General features: G+C 37.7%; 18 protein-coding genes. 10 read left to right on the forward strand and 8 right to left on the reverse strand.

Annotated features, from left to right (window positions below; translation table 11 throughout):
• Positions 1-186: 186 nt before the first annotated feature.
• From B0G92_RS04355 to B0G92_RS04390, 8 genes are read right to left on the reverse strand one after another with little or no spacing between them, the layout of a single operon-like run.
• The gene (locus B0G92_RS04355; RefSeq protein ID WP_101471218.1) at positions 187-2,034 is read right to left on the reverse strand and encodes a type VI secretion system baseplate subunit TssF; all 1,848 of its coding nucleotides are present in this window, start codon (positions 2,032-2,034) and stop codon (positions 187-189) included.
• A gap of 11 nt (positions 2,035-2,045) precedes the next feature.
• Positions 2,046-2,477: a GPW/gp25 family protein gene (locus B0G92_RS04360; protein ID WP_056067921.1), complete on the reverse strand. Its 432-nt coding sequence runs from the start codon at positions 2,475-2,477 to the stop codon at positions 2,046-2,048.
• Positions 2,446-4,902, reverse strand: a complete 2,457-nt coding sequence (locus B0G92_RS04365) for an AAA family ATPase (RefSeq protein WP_101471219.1) — start codon at positions 4,900-4,902, stop codon at positions 2,446-2,448. Before B0G92_RS04365 ends, B0G92_RS04360 begins: the two co-directional genes overlap by 32 nt.
• A gap of 11 nt (positions 4,903-4,913) precedes the next feature.
• On the reverse strand, positions 4,914-5,429 hold the full coding sequence (locus tag B0G92_RS04370) for a type VI secretion system transmembrane protein TssO (protein ID WP_056067925.1): 516 nt from the start codon (positions 5,427-5,429) through the stop codon (positions 4,914-4,916).
• Between the two features lie 24 nt (positions 5,430-5,453).
• Positions 5,454-6,593 (reverse strand): hypothetical protein, encoded by a 1,140-nt coding sequence (locus B0G92_RS04375; RefSeq protein WP_147433807.1) that lies wholly within the window; start codon positions 6,591-6,593, stop codon positions 5,454-5,456.
• Between the two features lie 57 nt (positions 6,594-6,650).
• A complete protein-coding gene (locus tag B0G92_RS04380) occupies positions 6,651-7,514 on the reverse strand; it encodes a TssN family type VI secretion system protein (protein WP_101471220.1) in 864 nt (287 codons plus the stop codon).
• Positions 7,511-8,437: a hypothetical protein gene (locus tag B0G92_RS04385; RefSeq protein WP_056067931.1), complete on the reverse strand. Its 927-nt coding sequence runs from the start codon at positions 8,435-8,437 to the stop codon at positions 7,511-7,513. The genes B0G92_RS04380 and B0G92_RS04385 overlap by 4 nt, the downstream gene beginning before the upstream one ends.
• A 6-nt stretch (positions 8,438-8,443) precedes the next feature.
• A complete protein-coding gene (locus tag B0G92_RS04390; RefSeq protein WP_082482163.1) occupies positions 8,444-9,037 on the reverse strand; it encodes a C40 family peptidase in 594 nt (197 codons plus the stop codon).
• 403 nt (positions 9,038-9,440) lie between these two features.
• Here B0G92_RS04390 and B0G92_RS04395 point away from each other — a divergent pair, with 403 nt between their 5' ends.
• The 10 genes from B0G92_RS04395 (at position 9,441) to B0G92_RS04440 (ending at position 18,654) form a co-directional block, all read left to right on the forward strand.
• Positions 9,441-10,433 (forward strand): PKD domain-containing protein, encoded by a 993-nt coding sequence (locus B0G92_RS04395; RefSeq protein ID WP_056067936.1) that lies wholly within the window; start codon positions 9,441-9,443, stop codon positions 10,431-10,433.
• A gap of 44 nt (positions 10,434-10,477) precedes the next feature.
• Complete coding sequence (locus tag B0G92_RS04400) at positions 10,478-10,942, forward strand: hypothetical protein (RefSeq protein WP_056067937.1); 465 nt, start codon at positions 10,478-10,480, stop codon at positions 10,940-10,942.
• 7 nt (positions 10,943-10,949) lie between these two features.
• Positions 10,950-12,317 carry a DUF5458 family protein gene (locus B0G92_RS04405; RefSeq protein WP_056067939.1) on the forward strand — a complete coding sequence of 456 codons (1,368 nt, stop codon included), beginning with the start codon at positions 10,950-10,952 and terminating at the stop codon, positions 12,315-12,317.
• A gap of 195 nt (positions 12,318-12,512) precedes the next feature.
• Positions 12,513-12,899 carry a type VI secretion system tube protein TssD gene (gene tssD, locus B0G92_RS04410; protein WP_056067940.1) on the forward strand — a complete coding sequence of 129 codons (387 nt, stop codon included), beginning with the start codon at positions 12,513-12,515 and terminating at the stop codon, positions 12,897-12,899.
• 114 nt (positions 12,900-13,013) lie between these two features.
• Positions 13,014-13,409, forward strand: a complete 396-nt coding sequence (gene tssD / locus B0G92_RS04415) for a type VI secretion system tube protein TssD (RefSeq protein WP_056067942.1) — start codon at positions 13,014-13,016, stop codon at positions 13,407-13,409.
• Positions 13,410-13,419: 10 nt separating this feature from the next.
• A complete protein-coding gene (locus B0G92_RS04420; RefSeq protein WP_101471221.1) occupies positions 13,420-14,361 on the forward strand; it encodes a polymorphic toxin type 23 domain-containing protein in 942 nt (313 codons plus the stop codon).
• On the forward strand, positions 14,361-14,939 hold the full coding sequence (locus B0G92_RS04425) for a hypothetical protein (RefSeq protein ID WP_101471222.1): 579 nt from the start codon (positions 14,361-14,363) through the stop codon (positions 14,937-14,939). Before B0G92_RS04420 ends, B0G92_RS04425 begins: the two co-directional genes overlap by 1 nt.
• Before the next feature lie 10 nt (positions 14,940-14,949).
• Positions 14,950-15,681 (forward strand): tetratricopeptide repeat protein, encoded by a 732-nt coding sequence (locus B0G92_RS04430; RefSeq protein ID WP_101471223.1) that lies wholly within the window; start codon positions 14,950-14,952, stop codon positions 15,679-15,681.
• Between the two features lie 27 nt (positions 15,682-15,708).
• Positions 15,709-17,517 carry a type VI secretion system Vgr family protein gene (locus B0G92_RS04435; RefSeq protein ID WP_101471224.1) on the forward strand — a complete coding sequence of 603 codons (1,809 nt, stop codon included), beginning with the start codon at positions 15,709-15,711 and terminating at the stop codon, positions 17,515-17,517.
• Positions 17,518-17,541: 24 nt separating this feature from the next.
• A complete protein-coding gene (locus B0G92_RS04440) occupies positions 17,542-18,654 on the forward strand; it encodes a DUF2931 family protein (RefSeq protein WP_101471225.1) in 1,113 nt (370 codons plus the stop codon).
• Positions 18,655-18,673 lie beyond the last annotated feature (19 nt).

Below are 18,673 nucleotides of genomic sequence, written 5' to 3' on the forward strand. Positions count from 1 at the left end.
ATTAAGTAGGGTTGATTATCGAGAATCTATATTAAAATCTATTCCGATAGGCACTTAATACTTTACGTCTCTGCGCCTTTGCGTGAAAATAGTTGCTCGCAAAGGCGCAGAGTCGCAGAGATTGTAAAGGGAGAGAACTCCTGTTTTGCGTCTTCTTTCATTTGATATAAACTTCCGGATTGGAATTTAAGAATAGATAATTCGGAAAGGAACAATGTTGATGGCCCGGTTTTCAATCATCAATTTTAAATCTTCACTTAGGAAATACCATTCTTCCTCATTATAATATTCTTTGTCCTTTCTTTCGAGATAGATGTCAATAGTGGGAGTATAGCCCACATTGCTGTCCAGGCTGGTCTGAATACCATTTTTTACTTCCACTTTTGTAATAGCATCACCAAAATGATTTTTGCAGAGAATGATAATGTCCTGACGTGTTACCACTCTCTGGTTAGAAACCAGGTTTTCACGATAGGCATAGATTTTCTCCGAATTGGAAAGTTCGTCTTTTCCGCCCTGGGTTGTAGACAGAAACATAATGTTGTCTCTTTCAAAATCGGAACCTTTATGGGCGACCAATCTTGAAAAGGTATTAATCTTGTTGGCGCTTTCGCCATTGGTTGTCCAATATTTGGCGAATAAGGTTCCTTTGTTGGAATTGCTGGTAGTATTGAGTATTAAATACGGGTTATTGATATTTTGCATACCTACCTGTGACATCTTATTTCTGAAACGTGAAATAATCTGGTTGATTTCTTTCAGGTTATTGTCTGTAAAATCATGTCCGAGTCTGGAAAATGCCGCGGCTTCATCCCGAATCAGGTCAATGAGATAGTTTATTTCTTCCGTCGCATTTCTTTCGTCAAAACGGGCAATGCCTCCAAAACGCAGGTAGGCATAGTCGTTGTCGCCCTTTTCATCATCGTTTTTGATAACGTCAAACTCGTTGTTCTTGTCATCAGTAACCGAGAAAAGCTCAAGAAAAAACTCGTTGTTCAGGTTCAGCGGATAAATATTCAGGAGGTTTTTGATATTTCCCTGTACCTCATTCAGTTTTTTATTGATGACAGGAAAACAATTGTTGGCGCAAAAGATTTCAGAAAGAATATCTTTCCCGATAACATTAGGAAACTCAATACGAATCCAAATCAGTTTTTCGTCAGCCAGAACTTTTAATTCTTCAGCAGGAATAAAACTACTCAATTCTGAAGGCAAGGAATAGTTATTATCAATATTGATAATGTCTTTTATAGTGATAAAATTCTTGCGGAAATAGTCGTTTGCGTGTTCCTGTGTCCGTTCAATATGATAGAATTCTTCCTGAATGAGTTCACCGTAATTGTTGGAATAATTTTCATCGTTGTTGTATCCCTGCACAGTCTGCAACAAATGGTCGTTCAAATACCATTTGGCACGTGGCAGGAAATGGAAAAAGGTATTCCTGTTGTGGATATTTTTCAGATAAAAATAAAACATCAGGTCTTTGATGATTCCGTCGCCCTGGTGTTTTAGTCCAAGCCAGATGGTTCCGTGAGGTGCCGGCTTAATGTAATTATTACTGCTGACCGTTTCCCGGAACTGTTCTTTCACAATCTGCTGTACTCCGCTTGGAAGGATTACATAGTTGAGTTTATTGCGGTTCAATTTTACAGGCTTTGTTGGCCCGAAAAAATAGTTTTTGATTATGTTTTCTGTCGGATTGTACGGATTTGCCTCTTTTTTCTGGAAGTAAAACTGATGATGGTCATTTAGTATCACTTCATTTTCTACAGGATAGGCCCTCACAATGGCTCTTGCCGGTGTTGCTTTAGCCGATGCTGTTGGTGTAAGGATATCGACCAGCCGTTCTGTAATCCTTCTTCGGCTGGAATAGATTTCGTTGGAAATTTTTTCCAATTCTTTGGCGCATACATCAAAAAGCAAATTGACAATAGGGTCAAAGACATTTTCCAGTTCCACGTCAGAATAGCCCCATTGTTTGGCGGCACGTTTGAGTAGTCGGTCTTTAATCTGATCTTTTGATAATGAATTCATTGATGATGCTTTTATTTAAATGAAAATGGCGCTAGAAAATAAGAACTCTTGTAATAATAAGGCTGGTTTGTTTTTTTGATTACTCCGTAAACCACAATGTCAAGACGTTTTTTGACGCGAATATTGGTTTCGTAGCTTACCGTATCTTCACTTACGCCAAGCGTTACATCGGTAACTGTCAGTCGCTTTTCATATTTTTTCACCTTTTCATGTACAGATTCTTTAATCATGTCTTTGAGCTGGTTGGCATTAGACAACAGGTTAAAATCGGTTTCCCAGATAATGGTGCCAAAATCGTCATCATATTTATATTCTCCGAAAATCGTAGTGATTATCAGGGAAATATACTGTGCTAAAGATTCTTCGATAGTGACTTTCCTTATATCTTCACCGCTTGACAGCCGCTTAAAATCAATTGGAATCTTGTAGTATAGGTCTTTCATGTTCTATCGTAAATTTAATGGCTCCTTCTTCATTTAATGTGACTTTCAACGAATCGCCTTTTTTGATTTCGTTGGAAATAATCATGCGTGACAATGGCCTTTTTAACTGATTGCGGATAGTTCCTTTGATTGGTCGTGCGCCATATTCCGGCGTGAAACCCATCAGGGCAATCTGTTCTTTGTCTTTTTCGTCTATATGCAGCGTGATGTCCAGCTTTTCCAGAAGCTGCAAAAGTTCTTTCTTTAAATGGATATCAAAAATTCTCGAAACACTTTTTCTGCTGATTGGTGCAAATGGGATGATTTCCGTAAGACGTCCTAAAAACTCGGGCCTGAAATAGCCTGTCATCAATTGAATAAGGTCGTTTGATTTTGGGATGATGTCTTTTTCAAATGATTTTACAATAAAATCAGAACCAATATTTGAGGTAAAAAGAATCACCGAGTTTGAAAAATCACCTTCCTTGCCTAAACGGTCATGGAGTTTTCCTTCATCCAGTATTTGTAGAAATACGTCAAAAACTGATTTATGGGCCTTTTCAATTTCGTCGAATAATACAATGGAATATGGTTTTTGCCTGATTTTGTTAACAAGAAGTCCGCCTTCTTCATAGCCTACATATCCCGGAGGTGCCCCGTATAAAAGTGCTGCAGAATGTTCTTCTTTAAACTCTGACATGTCCAACCGGATAATGGCATTCTCGTCACCAAAAAGGAAGTCAGCCAATGATTTTGCCAATTCTGTTTTTCCGGTTCCTGTTGGTCCCAAAAAGAAAAAGGAACCTATTGGCTGTCCTGGTTTTGTGAGTCCGGAACGGGATTCCAGTATGGCATCAGAAACTACTTTCACGGCATGGTCCTGACCAATAACTCTCTTTTTTAGGGTATTTTCTATATCGAGTAATCGTTCGCGTTCATCAGATTTTACTTTTCCTGCCGGGATTCCGGTAATACCCGAAACCACGTGCGACAGGTGTGATGGGGAAACAATGTTTTCTTCTTCATTCAAGCGCTCCAGGCTTTCTAAAAGACTTTCCAGATGCGCTATTTTCTTATCGCTGGCAACAGAAGAGAAATTGTCCTCGTCTTCGCTGAAAAGCTTACCGGTTTTATTTTGGATATCAGAATGAAGCCAAAGCATCTTTTCTTCTTTTTCAATTTCCTCAATACTATCATTGATGGCCGAAAGCTGTTTTTTCAATTCCGGCAGTTCTTTTTTGATAGTTTCTTTGGCCACTTTTAAAGATGACATGGTTCTGTCAATCAAATCCAGGGCAGAATCCGGAAGCGATTTTTCCTTCAGATAGCGTTTTGAAAGTCGGATAGATTCTTTAAGTCCTTCTTCATCAATGCTAAAATCATGATGTGTCTGGTAATGCGAAATCACATTTTTAATCATTCGTAAGGCCAATTCCTGATTAGGCTCGTGGATTTCCAAAGTTTCAAAACGTCTGGAAAGGGCATCATCCTTACCAAGCGATTTTCTGAATTTTTCTGTAGTTGTGGCTCCAATAAAAGTAATGTAGCCTTTAGAAAGTTCAGATTTTATAATGCTGCCAATACCATTGCCCTGATTGGAATCAAACAGTTCGTGGATATCGTCTATAAAAAGTATCGGCTTTTCATAGCCCTTTACTTCATTGAAGATTTTCTGTAAACGGTCTTCTACTTCGCCTTTGTAGGAAGCACCGGCGAATAAAGGCCCGATATTGATTTCAAAAACCGAAGCATTATTAAAGGCTGCCAAAATAGACTTGTCTCCAATTTTATGGCAAAAGCCTTCAATTAGTGTCGATTTCCCGACACCGGATTCTCCGATAACGATAACGTGTGGTTTCAGTTTTCGGTTTAATATTTCTGTAATGGTCTTTAGTTCTTCATCACGTCCAATCATCGGGATAGATTGCTTTGACTTCAGATGTTTTATTTTGTCCGTACAGTATTTGTCTAAGGTAGAGCTTCCTGTTGGGGCGATTTTTGTTTTTTCAGAATTGTTTTGTGGTGTTGCAGTTCCTGAATCAAACATTGATGATAAATCAGCAGGGGTCAAAGGCAATGACTTTAGCTGGTCGTGTGAAAATCCCACGCCGGGAGTTACCAGTGCTTTTAGGATGGGAACAAAGCTGGTTTCGTCACCCGTCTTCTTTGCAATATCTTCGGCTTCTGTCAGCACGGCATTCATACCGCTGTCCGGAGCCGGGTCATCGCTTGGTTTAGAAGATTTTGGATACTCGCTGATTCGGATATCGGCCCATTCATCCAAATAAAACACGTCTATTCCTTTGGCATCCAACTCACGCATGAAATTGAATTGCGGATTCAAAAGCGCCTTTAGCAAATGAGCAGGAGCATACTTTTGGTTGAAATTATCCTTCGCATATTGTTTTGCAATATGAATTGCCTGCAAAATATCTTCTGTGACCATGATTTTCTGATTTAGTTCGTCCTTCTGTTCAATTGCTGCGTTAATCTCAGGTCGCGGAGCAATTCCTTATTCTCTTCTTCGTATTCTTTTAATTGCTTGTTGAGCAGGTCAATTTCCTTTTTAGAATCATTGACTTGCAACAACAGTTTCTTTGTTTTAACCAAATCGTTAATCGTCAGAATGACATTGTCATATAGTTTTAGCCCCTGGTCAGAATCGGCAGGGATTTTTTCTTTCAAGTCTACCAATTCAAAGCTGATGTTCTGTTCAATGAACTGGAAGCTTTCAGGAGCCTTGTCTAATGAGTCAATCAAAACGCCAATGTGTTCCAACCTGTCAGAGAATTGTTTCTGAAAGTTAAACTCGGTCATGATTTTGTCATTTTCGCTTTTGAGGACCTCATTTTCTTTCAAAGGCAGCTTGTAATTGAAAAATATCGCAAAAAACAATACTCCTGTCGTGATGATAAACATCAATAGGAACAGGAGGAAAGCGGAAGTTCGTTCTTTTCTATTTAAAATATCCATGTTTGGTGTCGATTTTGGGTTGGTTTATTCTGCTAAAAAGGTTGGCGATGAATTAGGAGAATTATTGTCTTTGTCGCTATTGCCAAAGAAACTTGGCTTTTCGTTTCTGACAATGTTTTCGTTGACAAAGATTCCAGTATCGCGTTTTTTGCCGATATAATCGAGCTGGTTTAAAATAGTAAACAGATAGTCGATTTTTGAAATAAAAGTATTGACCTGGTTTACGGTTGGCTCAATATCATAAGCTTTGTATTTGGTGTTTATAGTTTCAGAAAACAGCCTTTCATAGTCGCCACTGGAGATTTCTGTCCATTCCGAGAAATAGTTGAAAAGCATTTCTTTTCCGTCTCCCGAAAAAGAATCAAAGCTGTTTTTGATGATTCGCGCCAGACTGACCGTGTTTTCCAATACTTCCATCGGTTTCATGGAGAAATTCACCCATTTGCTTCTTGTGATGTTTTGGGCCACATAACTCAAAATCTTTTCGCAGGCTTCAAAAACCATATTGGCAATCAGGTTTTCATCTTCTGTACTGTTCCTGAACCTGATTTTTTGGGAAATCTGAACCGAATTGAACTCCAGCTGCTTGAAGAAAGATTCGTAGTTTTCAAATAAGGTAATCAGGGTAGGGTGGCTGTTGATTGTAAGACTTGGCGGAATAAAATCGGTCAGGATTTCATAGTTGTTAGCCGAAGTCTTGAATTTAGCCAAAGGAAATTGTAAAGCGCCAATATTATTTTGGTTGACTTCGCTTTCAATAACGCTGGTCAGGAAATAACGCGACATGGCATTTGGAAAACGTGGTGGCACTTCCTCCATGTTTTGCTCGCCAGTTGGTATTCTTTGGAAAGGATCGACATTCAGTAAAAGAAAGTAATTGTTTTCTTTAAGGTCGAAATCCTTTAACTCAATTTTCTCGTTAAATTCTCCGGTATAGTCGGTAATCTCAATTCTTCCTCCACCCGGAGTTACTGCCTTGAGAAGTTTAATGCTAACGCTTAGTTCGTTGTGAGCATCGATAGAAATTGAATACTGGAATGGTCTTGACAAATGAGTCGACAATAAGCCGTAATTCAGCTCATTCACGCCCAGATTGCGTGCATCCCGAACCAGATCCTCAATGTTGTCCTGTAAAGTGATGAAATGGTTTTTGTTGATCTTCATTCCATCGATCCAGTTTACCGGAAAGTGTTTTATATTTTCAGCCATAACTAAATGAAATTATATTCGTTGACAAATTATCGTTGCTCCGTCTTTAATATTGTTAGTGTCTATTGCTAGTTCGGGGTCTATGTAATTGGATGAGCTGAACCATTTCGGCTTCGTGTAAAAATACCATCCATAAGGCTGGTTTTTATCATCCAGATAGCGGACCTGGCTATTAGGGTTCTTCTCATTGTAATCGTTTATGAAATAATAAAACAGTTTGCCAAAGTCAAAGGCACGAGGTGCTTTCACCTTAAAATTGATAATCGTTGAATCGTTTGCCTTTTTCGTAAACACTAAATTTACGATAATTATATTTCTCATTTCAGAAATATGCGGTGCCGGATATTTTGAATTTACCGGATAGAACCATCTTTTATGAAGTTTGGCCGGGATTGAAATAGCCGTTCTGAAAAGACAAAAACAAAGTGTCGGAATCAGGAAAAAGAGCATGGCTCCCAAATAATAATACATATACGGCAGTTCCTGGAAATGTCCTACCAGCATAATTACAAAGGCTTCCATGAAAATTCCGGACACAATAGCAATAAAAATTTCCTTGTAGATTTCCTTTGCATCAAACTGCTTGAAATAGAGATGGAAAAATGTCAGGTGAATGGCACCGGCAATTAATAAATAGACCTGAAACGAAATAAAACGGATGTTTACCGTTGTGTCTTTTAAATTAAATAATATGGCCCCAAAAACAAGAAGCATTAGCCCCTGACAGAGTATATAGATAAAATAGCTTTTTTTCTCTTGCCTGAATTTGGGCGTTTTCATCCCAATAAACATACTGATAATCATCGCTACCGCAATGGCTAAAAAGATATAGACTAAGGTTTCGGTTCCTCCGATGTGGTTTAGATATTTTCTCATATTACTGTTGATATTCCGAGTCTTGATTTATAAATCGTATCGTCCATTGCAAAAAGTTCGTCTTCTGAATTCAATTGGATTTCAAAAGAGTACTGCATTTGGAAAGGAAGAAAAAGGTTGAAGAACGTAGTCAAAAAATTCTCTAATACGTGGTCGTCAAAATAATCGGGAAGATTGTCAGGATTTTTTAACGGTCCAACGATGAAATTATATTTTTTCAAAAAGATTTCCTGGTTGCTTTGCAATGTTGTGGTGATGCCCATAATCATTTCGCCTGAATTTTCCTCAATATCATGGCCGTTTTCCAATTGGATATTTTTAGACGTATAACTCACTTCTTCACCCAATATTTTTTCCAGCATTTTGCTGATATCGGAAATGTTTTGACCTGAATTTCCTTTGAGTTTCATCAGCGCATAAAACATTTTTACGGTCAATACATCCGGAATGTTCTTTTCGATGCCTAAAATCATTCGGATGATGTCGGCAATTCCGTTAGTGCTTAATTTGGAGAAAAAATCAGATTCATGCCTTTCTATCTGATGGCGAAACCGGAAAAGCTCGTTTTCTAAAGGATTATAGAAATGACGGGCTTCTTTTTCTTCTTTTTTGCGAATTTTAAATTCCTGCGAAGGGTCGTGCCTTTGATCACGGTTTCTGTAATTATGCGTGATGCTTTCCGGCAATATATCATAAAAACCATCGCGGCTGGTATTGATGTGCAGGATGTCCGAATCGTTCACATCTGTTGTGATGCTCATCGTATCCTTACTGAATTTTCTGTAAAAAACGCCATTTGCCTTCAGGACAATATCCAGGTCGTCTGTTTTGTTTTTCAGAAGCGCATCAAATAACAGTTCGGCCTTCAGGTCGAAAGGTGTCAGGTTTCTATGATTTTCTATAAAAAATCGATTTTTTGTCATAGCTAATTATTGCTTAAATCTGCCAGCGGCTACGAAATTTTTTTTCCAATATGCTTTTTTTAAGCTTGAGATTTCGACACCTCCGACCAGGTTTGCTGAAAAAAACTTATTGTTCTTGAGATAAATTCCAACATGAGAGATAATTTTTTCATCGGTAATCCTGAAGAAAACTAAATCTCCCTCCCGTAATTTTTCGTCTGACTTAAACAATTCAATCCTGTTGTCCATGCTCATTTCTGAAGCAGTCCTCGGGAGTTCTTTTTTATATACATGTGAATAAAGCTCCTGCATCAAAGCAGAGCAATCAATACCAGCTCGTGTTTCTCCCCCGTAAATATATTTCGTGCCTTCCCAGCTTTTTATAAAAATGTACAGTTTTTCGTTTATTATTTCTGTTTCACTTACTTCCAATTTTTTTGCAAAATACTTTCGGTCATCGTCGCTCAAAGTAGTACTGTAGGAATATTTTGCATTTGAGTTTTTCTTATTGTTTCCAGCTTGCGATTTAACAAAATCATCGGTAATGACAAAGTCTTTTTTAGGCAGGCAAGAGACAAAACATACACTCATAAGGCTTAAAAAAATAAACTTTTTAAACATATTAAATGGCGTTTTAGTTCTGCAACTCTTAACTAGATAGATAAATATTCGTTGAGCTTTTGAAGGGGGAAGCTGATTATCTAAATATAAAAATTTTGGGAACTAATTTATACATTTAGGATTTAATATCCATTTCCATGATGTTAAATTAATACTTTTTACCCATTAAATTCACAATTAACACTTAGACAAAGTGAATTTAACAAAATATTATCATTAATTAGGAAGGCAGGAAAATCAAGCGCTGACGCTTTAAGCGTATGTTAATTCCTTGTGACTTTAACAATAATTTTTTTGATAAACTATTTTAACTTGAAAAACCAAAGGAAATTTTTATAAATTTGGAATAAGACAAATTTCGCTTATTTATCGCCCCCAGCAATTTATAATTAATAATTATAAAATGAATAAGAGTAATCAAATAAAAACCCATTTTGATGGAAAAATTATATTGTTCTTCTTTATAATTTTTGTCATGTCATGTGGGCTGCTGGCCTTTAAAATAAATAATAAAGCGATTTGCACCGTTAAGGAATTCAAAATCGATGCTCCTACATTTAAAGCAGGAGAGTTAATCACTTTTTCGGATATTACCCCTAATTCCTATGAGTGGAGATGGTATTTTGGTGACGGAAGTAAAATTTCGTACCGTTCAAAAGTAGCACACTCATTTTCTAAGCCAGGCAAATACACCATAAAGCTTTTGGTAAACAATAGCTGTACAATTGAAAAAACGATTACCATTCTTCCAAAGAATGATGTGATTGATGAAAGTCTATTGCCTAAATTTTTCGCTCCTACAGTAGTATATGAAGGCGAACAGGTACGTTTCAGAGACTCAACAGCACATGCCAAATCATGGGAGTGGAGATTTGGAGACGGAATCAAGATTGATGCGATTGATCAGAATCCTACCTATGTATACAGGATTCCGGGAGAAAAAATAGTATCGCTGGTTGTAAATGGCGATATTAAATATGTAAAGCAGAAAAAAATAACAGTACTTCCTGCCAAAAAAGAAACTAAAGATGTTGTTTCTGAAAGATTGGCAAGAAGAAGCAGTTCAAGAGCCGATATCGTTGATGAATATTTCAAGCAATTACCGGAAGCGCCAAAACGAAGTGCCGAAATTGCCGGAATTAATGAAGAGAAATTCAAGGCCATATTGATGGGTATCTGTGAAGACAAACTTTCTTTTGATAATGTAAAACGTTATTTCTGCGAGGACGATCTGCCACTGGTTAAGCTTCGCAATGGGAAAACAATTTCACTGAAAGAGCTTGATGATGCAATTCGTGATAGAAATATCAACATCAAAAAGATCGAACTGCAAAGAGACCAGGATGGTTGCGTGACAGTTATCAATCTGAACTACAGATACAAAACAATTTTTTAAGCTCTTTCTCTATACTATAAAATTAATATTTAATACTAGACAGCATGGCAAATTCATTTTCAAACAGTTATGGAATCGGGGGTAACGAAGTCAGACAGGAAGGTCAGGAAAGCATTCTCGAAATCCCACAAAATAAAACTTTAATCGCCCAAAAATTAACGCCTAATACGCCTGTGCGTCCGGAAATCGTTACAGGTTTAAAAAATATGGATGAGGTTTTCGAACATTTTGATCCAAAAATCAATGTGGCTTTCGAAGATGAAGACGGTAAAGTTACCCGTGAAGAATTAGGATTTAAAAATATTGGAGACTTTTCTATCAATGGTCTTATTGCCCAAAGTCCGTTTCTGACAGATTTAAAAACTAAAAACGAACAATATCAAAAAATGATCAAACAATTAAAAACCAATAAGGTTTTAAAATTGGCGCTTCAGGACCCTGATGCCAGACAGTCGATCATTGATACTATTGAAGCATTAATAAAAGAAATTGAACAATCTGATAAATAATTAAGCCATGGCAAATCAAGAAAACACTAAAGCAACAAATACAACATTGGCGAATCAGGAACGTTCAACCAGAACACTGGAACAAAATGTTGAATCTTTTATACAGTACGGAGGCTTTGATTTATTGGAAGGCGCTATTGAAGGTGTCCAGAACCTAAACCCTGAGCGTAAAGCACGTAAAAATATTTTCTTAAGCGAAAGCAGCAAAAAAGCAGAGCGCCAGGCATTAAAAACAGTGCTTAAGCTTTGGGCAGAATCATTAAAGACCACAGACAATCTGTTGGATTTGGTTTCTGAAAGTGCTAAAAAATCAGATATAGCTGAACAGACGCTAAAGAAAAACCTTGCTATTGCTGTTGCAGAGTCAAAAGAACTGGAAGAAAACTACAGAACACTTTCGCTTTTCTATAAAAATACTGAAGAAAGTAAGGTTAAGAATGTGTCCATCATGAATGCAGAATTGGACCAGTTGAAAGATCTTGACAATTCTCGTTTTATCGATAACATTCAGGAAGAATTAGTAAACGGATTTGACCGTTTGGATTTACGCCAAAATTACTCGCTTTTAGTAATCCCGGGCTATTTGGGCTCGAACAAGGTTATTGAAAAATGGGCAAAGATTGCTTATGATAATAAAGTAATGCTGATTACAGATTTCCAGCATTTGGATGAACCGGATGATGTTATGGAAATGTTTGAATCCGCTAACCTGACAGGAGGTGATACCTATCGTTCTAATGTAATGATGGCATGTAACTGGCTGGTAGGTCGTGGAAAACACGATGAAATCGAAGAAGACGATCATTTATTTATTCCGCCATCGACTGCGCTGGCAGGAAAAGTATACAACACTTTGATGTCTCAGGTAACTGCCGGTAAGAAATACGGAGGAATCAACGAGGTTGACGGAGTAAAATTCGACTTAAAGAAGAGCGAAATTGCCAACCTTGAAAATTTAGGATTGATTCCGATGGTAAACGAGTATGGAAAAGTTATGGCTTTTTCGGGCAAAACGCTTTTCAACGGTGACAACCTTGGACTTCAGACATATTCTGTTGTAAGGGTTTTTGACTATGTGACCAAAGTGCTGATGGATTTCCTAAACAGAAGAGCTTTTGAAAACTTCAATGCCAAAACAAGAAAGGAAATCCTGAACCAGATTGTCAAATTCTTAGACAATGTTGCCGGACCAGACAAGCTTATCGAAGATTTTGAAATCAAGAGATTTGAACAGGATCCGAATCAGAAAGACAGAATATTTTTGGACATCCGATTGAAACCGTATTTCCCGGCTAAGAATTTCCTTATCAAAATGGATGGCCAAAAAGGAGATGACGGTAATGATTGGGATACTGAATATGCTGAATCAAAATAAGATTGGGCTGAAACATCCTTATAATGTTAAAAAACAATGTATTAGCATTAATTTCTTGATAATTTAACCTCAAATTAATTGCAGGGAATTTAAAAAATTAATATCTTAGAGTAACTGAAAATCAGAATAGTAGAATAGAAAATCCCCCCAACTTCTATCACAATTAATAAATTTTAATCTTTAAATTTTTTTATTATGTCATTCAAATCAAAACTAAAAGTTGGCGGAAAGGAATTAAACATTTTGAACGCTTCGTATGATTTGCATCAAGAAGTAGATGCTAGTGGTCGCCCATCTTCTGTTACACGCGGAGGAACAATCAATTTAACTGTCGAATCAACCGGAGATTCATTCTTCTTTGAATGGATGACTAACAACTTCGAGAGAAAAGACGGATCAATCCAGTATGTTAAGCGCGATACCGACGCTAAACTTAAAGAAATGAACTTCAAAGAAGGATATCTTGTAAAATACAGAGAGTCTTTCGATGCTCAGGATGGAAATCCTTTAACTGAAACCTTCACAATTTCTGCAAAAGAAATTTCTATGGGTGGCGGTGAGCACATTAACGAATGGGTTTAATTCAATTAGAATTACTTTCAAGTTTTTAATGATAAAGGGTTTGTGCTGTTACATTCCCTTTATCATTATATCGTACTATTTGCAGTTTTTTTAATTATTTAAATCTATCTACTTATGTCATTTTTAGCAAAGCTTGAAATTGATGGAGAGGTATTGAATGTTTTGGAATTTCAATGCACTCTTGGTCAAGATACAGATAAAAGCGGAAAGCCGTCTGCTGATCCGGCTGGCGGAAAAATCCGAATCGTTGTAGAATCTACAAAAAGTACCATGCTGTTTGATTGGATGGTAAGCAATTCCCAGACTAAAAACGGTAAACTGACTTTTTACAGGCGTGATGCCATATCGAAAATGAGGGAGCTTCAATTTAAAGAAGCCTATTGTATCCGATATGATGAGGCTTTTGTTGCCTATAATACTATGTCCATGAGAATTGAAATCGTGATTTCAGCAAAAGAAATTAATATGAACGGTTCTCAATTTGTAAGAAACTGGCCGTTGAAATTCTAAAATAAATTTTATGGACGAACTTAATACTAAATTTTTTATAGGGTTGAGTTGGCATTTCGGCGGAGGTCCAAAATCATATTTTAGCGGTACAGCCGGCGTGGGTGTCAGCAGAAGATTTGGTCCGGTTGATCCGGGTGTTAACATCGCCATCAATGCCTATAATGGAGGTATGGGAGCGCTTTCAGGCAGTAATGCCATGAATTTTGATGTTGTCATGACCGGTAAACTGACAGTTGGTGGGGGTCGTACCAATCCAATGTCTGTCTATCCTTTACATATGGATAGCGGAACCGGAATGGAAGACACCTATAAATATTCAGGAACACTCGGAACCAGCATGGTCCTGAACAATAACGACAGGAATCAGCAGGTAGGTTTTGTACAGCTAAGAGCCGGTAATTTCGGTTTCCAGTTCTACAATGACTTTGGAGGTTTTAAGAAAATTGGTATTGCCGATGGACACGATCGTTGGTGGACCGGAGGTGGAAAGGTGATCCTGGGAAACAACAGAAGCAACTATCAGATGATTATTGCCAGTGATGTTTTCACAGCCGACACTGATTCTGAAAGTGTTACTGATTCTGAAGCTGCTAAACGAAGTCTTGCTGATTTTGAACAGCGACATACTGGAAGCAGCGGATTTGAAAAATTCAAGGATAAGGCATTCAACTATACACCTACTACAGCTACTGAAGTTGGTCAGGATTTTTTAAATTTTAAAAGAGATGGAGTTGCGTGGAATCCTAATGCACATTCATTTGACCTAAACCAGGGAAGAACTTCTTTTCATGCAAGAACGCCACAAGGTAGTATAGGAATTAATGGAATTGGCCAGGGCCATATGTATTCGCAGGATATGATACACCGATTTATAAATTTTCACCTGATCCCGTCTGAAAGGCCAAACTATTGGGAAGTACAGACAGGACCTAATATTAATACAGGATTTTAATGAAAAATAATTTATGGATTATGATGCTTCTGGCGGCTCTTTTTTTTTCCTGTTCCAAAAAGGTATACGTCAAGAATGACTATCATTTGTTTGAGGAAAATTTCACCCTTGCTCCGGATGCGCTTTTGAGAACAGACGGAGTTTATGTTTTAGAATCTATCTGGAATAAGGATACGGGAGAACGTAAGGCTGATGAGCATATTTTCTATAAATTTTACAATACCGGGCAAGCAAATCTTACTGTTGATTTGGATAGCAAAATAAAAACGGAAGAGGACTATCTCGAAAGCATTAAAGAACATATTGCTTCAACCAATAAAGCTGGATTTAAAACCCATTTAGAAGGATATTATCGTCTTCAGGGCAATAAAATAGTGATAGAACGTATTACCATACCTCGTGATGTGGCAGTTTACAGCTATGGATATGTAGAGAGCGGAAAGCTGGTAATTGTTACAGAAACTATTGAAGGAAAAGGAAAGTTTAGCGACAAGCATTTCACAGATAATTATAAGGCAACCTATGTTTTTGTGCCTTTGGAAAAATCAGGGCTCAGTAATCTGAAGCCCGGATGGTAATCAGAATAAGATGAAGATTGGGAAAAAATACATACTCCTGTTTTTTTTCTTGGCTATGCAGTTACATGGTCAAGAAAAAAAATATGCCGTTTCTGATCTTGATAATGCCTATCTTCAGGAAATGAAAGCTGAAAATGCGGAACTTTCTGCAAGGATTAAAACCTTTCCTCAGGAAATACAAGACATCAACAAGAAAGTCAGTCAGGCTATTCGTGAAAATAATGCTTCAAAAGCATTGGAACTGGCTGTTGAAATGGATAAAAAATATCCGAAAAATGCCGACATCAAGAATTTTATCGGGAAGCTGAAAACCAAAGAAGCAAAATATGATGAAGCCGTACTGCTTTTTGATGAAGCTTTGGCTATCAATCCGGGTAACAAATGGTTTTACATAAACAAAGCAACAGCTTTGGCGGAAAATAACAAAATTGAGGAAGCGCTAAAAACAATAGAAAAGCTCAATTCGGCCTATCCAAATTGGAGTATCGGCTATAATTTTAAAGCGTCCTTATTCAGAGAACTGAATCAGCAGAATGAAGCTCTGAAAGCTTATGAACAGGCTCTAAATGCAGCACCTCCAAGCGCTCAGATACTGACAAACAGGGGGGACTTTTACTTGGAATTAAGCAGAGAAGAACAGGCAATTGCAGATTATAAAAAAGCATTGGAAATCCAGCCGGATTATGCTAGAGCGAAGGAAAAACTAAAATCAATTCCAAAGACGGTTTCCGATAAGAAATAAAAACAGTTTATTAAAAAAAGTAGAGTCATGCCAATCAGTACTCAGATAAAAATAGAAATAGCAGGAGAAACACTTACCCGTTTTTCAAAATTAGTGATCGATCAAAAAGTGCATACGCACCATAGATTTTCACTACTGCAGCCATTACCTAAAGAATTTGTAAGCCAGGCCATTGATAAGGCTCAAGGTTATATTGGGCAAGCCATAAAAATAACAATCAATCCGTCCAATATGATGACGGCCTCTCCATTAACTTTCAATGGTATTATTACCGAAGCTCAGATGGTTCGTACAGATGGAGCTTCCGGAGGTATAATTATTAATGGTTTTAGTCCGACTATTTTATTGGAAGGTACACCTAATACGAAATCATATACTGATAAGTCGCTTGCGGATATCGTTCAGGAAGTGACAGGTAATTATTCCGCTGATAGTCTTAAACCGGCCGTTTCCGTACAAAAAGATGCCTCTTTACCCTATACGGTACAATATTCGGAAAGTGATTTTTCTTTTTTATGCAGGATTGCACAGAAAAAAGGACAGTGGTTTTATTTCAATGGAGAAGAACTGGTATTTGGTAAACCGAAATCTAAAAACTTTACTTTAGAATATGGCAGGTCACTTCATTCCTTTAATATTGAAATGAGGGCCAAATCTCTTGGATTTGAATATGTGGGTTACGATCCATCCAATGGTGAAACCCAAAGAGCAAGCTCTTCAGAAGCGAATTATCAGCCCGAAGGTTACTCAAAATCCGTATTCGAATCGTCAAAAAAACTATTTCCAAATTCGTCAACAATGCTGTATTTCCATTCTTTGGAAGAAGGAAATTCAAAAACCCATTTGACAGACCGTGTAACGACCCAATTGCAGTCTCGTGCTGCGGATCTCGTAACTGCAAAAGGCGATTCTGATGAAACAGGATTAAGAATAGGCGACGTAATAAACATCAAGGAGCCGGCTTTTTCGCTGACGGGAAATCTTTTGGACGGATTGCAGGAACAAAATTTTGGCAGTTATATCATTACTGATATTATGCATATCTGCGATGAGTCGGGAAATTATCACAACACTTTTGATGCTGTGCCTGATACGGTCGTTTCACCACCCTATGGCAACGTACACAGTTTTCCGGTTGCAGAATCACAGCCGGCTACTGTAATTTCAAATGATGATCCGGCCGGACTGGGAAGAATTCAGGTTGCTTTTGCCTGGCAAAAAGATTCGGGTGCCAATACACCATGGATTCGTATGACCAATCCGCATTCCGGAGGAGGAAAAGGATTTTATTTTATTCCGGAAGTAGGTGAGGAAGTCCTGGTTGGTTTTGAAGGAGGAAATGCTGAAAAACCTTTTGTATTGGGCGCTATGTATAATGGTTCTGCCTTGAGCGAATATCACACTTCTGGGAATGATAAAAAAGTAATCCAAACCCGTTCTGGTACGAAAGTAATCATGAATGATGCCGAAGGAAGTATCTTTATTGAAGACCCAAGTGGCAATACATGGCTTATGGATGGAAAAGGAAATATCAATGTAAATGCTCCAAAAAACATGACGTTTACCATTGGCGAAAACTTTAATATTTCTGTAGGTAAGGACATGATTACAAACATTGGCGAAAACAGGACTACCAATGTCACATTAAAAGATAAGCTGCAGGCTCAGGAAGCATTTGAAACGATTGATCAGAATAAAACTGTCAAAGTAAGTGGTGACCTGAAAGAAAGTACCGGAACGACGACACACAAGGCAGAACAGGGAGATATATTCTTCCAAAGTGCCGGTGTTGCCAAAGTGTTGGGAGCTATAGATGCTAAAGTGAATAAAGGATAAAACATTGAGGCCAAAATCATACAAATGAAAATCGCGAAATCTTATTTTTTCTTCTTGTTGCTCTTGCTGGCCTTCAGTAGTTCCTGCAAAGAAAACAACACAAGTAAAAACGATAAAGACAAAGCACTTAAAGACAATAGTACAAAAACAATGAATGTAGAAAAATTTTACTGGGAAGAAAACATCAATAGCCCGTTAGGGTATCCCGTTGAGGTCTACAGAGGTGGACTAGAAGCCAAAGACGGGAGCTATGTGAGTTTGAGTCTTGGTCCTGATGCAGGTAACTGGGGAGAATTAGGAAGCGGAATGAGCTCAGGCGAGAAACCTGTTCCAAACCGGCTTAATGTAACCTGGATTTCATATGCAGAAAATATTTTCTACGACATCGATACCGAAATTGACCATGATAAAATGGTAAAGCTTTTTAAGGAAGGTTACGAAGAGAACAATAAAAAATGGGGCAGAAGAAAAGAAAATTATAGAACCATAATTGTAGGTTTTGCACCGGGCGGAGTAGCCGTAATCTGGTTGGCCGGAGCCGGGAAGCAAGTAGAAATAGGCAGATATCAGGCAGAGAAAATTACGATTCCGCAAGAAGAAATTGACAAACTGGATAGCCATGACAAACTTCTTTTTGATGAAGCCAATGTCAAGAGAATCATGTCGAAAGAAAGTTTTGTGCCGCTGGAAGTTCAGAAAGCAAATCAAAACAAACCGATTCCGTTCGGGTTATGGGATACCTATAGAAAACAGTACGATTGGAAAATTGACTTTGTTGTAGATAACGGCGGAAAAGTAGCCGATTTCAGCTATACTTTATTTAATGGAGAACGAGATGAAATCTTTCCTGAAAATCTTCCGGAAAAAACATATACCAAAAGAGCTATACCAAAGCAGTTGAGTTTGGGATGGCACGACCAGCAAGGACAGCTTTATGGAGGTTCTCTCGATTTTAATGAAAAAGAAATCTTTAATGCATTTGCTGCTATCTATGAAAAAGACCCGAATGCCAAAGCAACGCTGGTACTTACGGTAAATAAAACAAACACATATCTGACGGTTACGCTGAAAACAGATGATAAAACAATAGCATTAAAAGAAAACAACATCAATATTTTCAAATCGCGTAAGAAATAGATTTGAAATTTTTGACAGA

The organism is Flavobacterium lindanitolerans, from assembly GCF_002846575.1.
GTDB lineage: Bacteria > Bacteroidota > Bacteroidia > Flavobacteriales > Flavobacteriaceae > Flavobacterium > Flavobacterium lindanitolerans.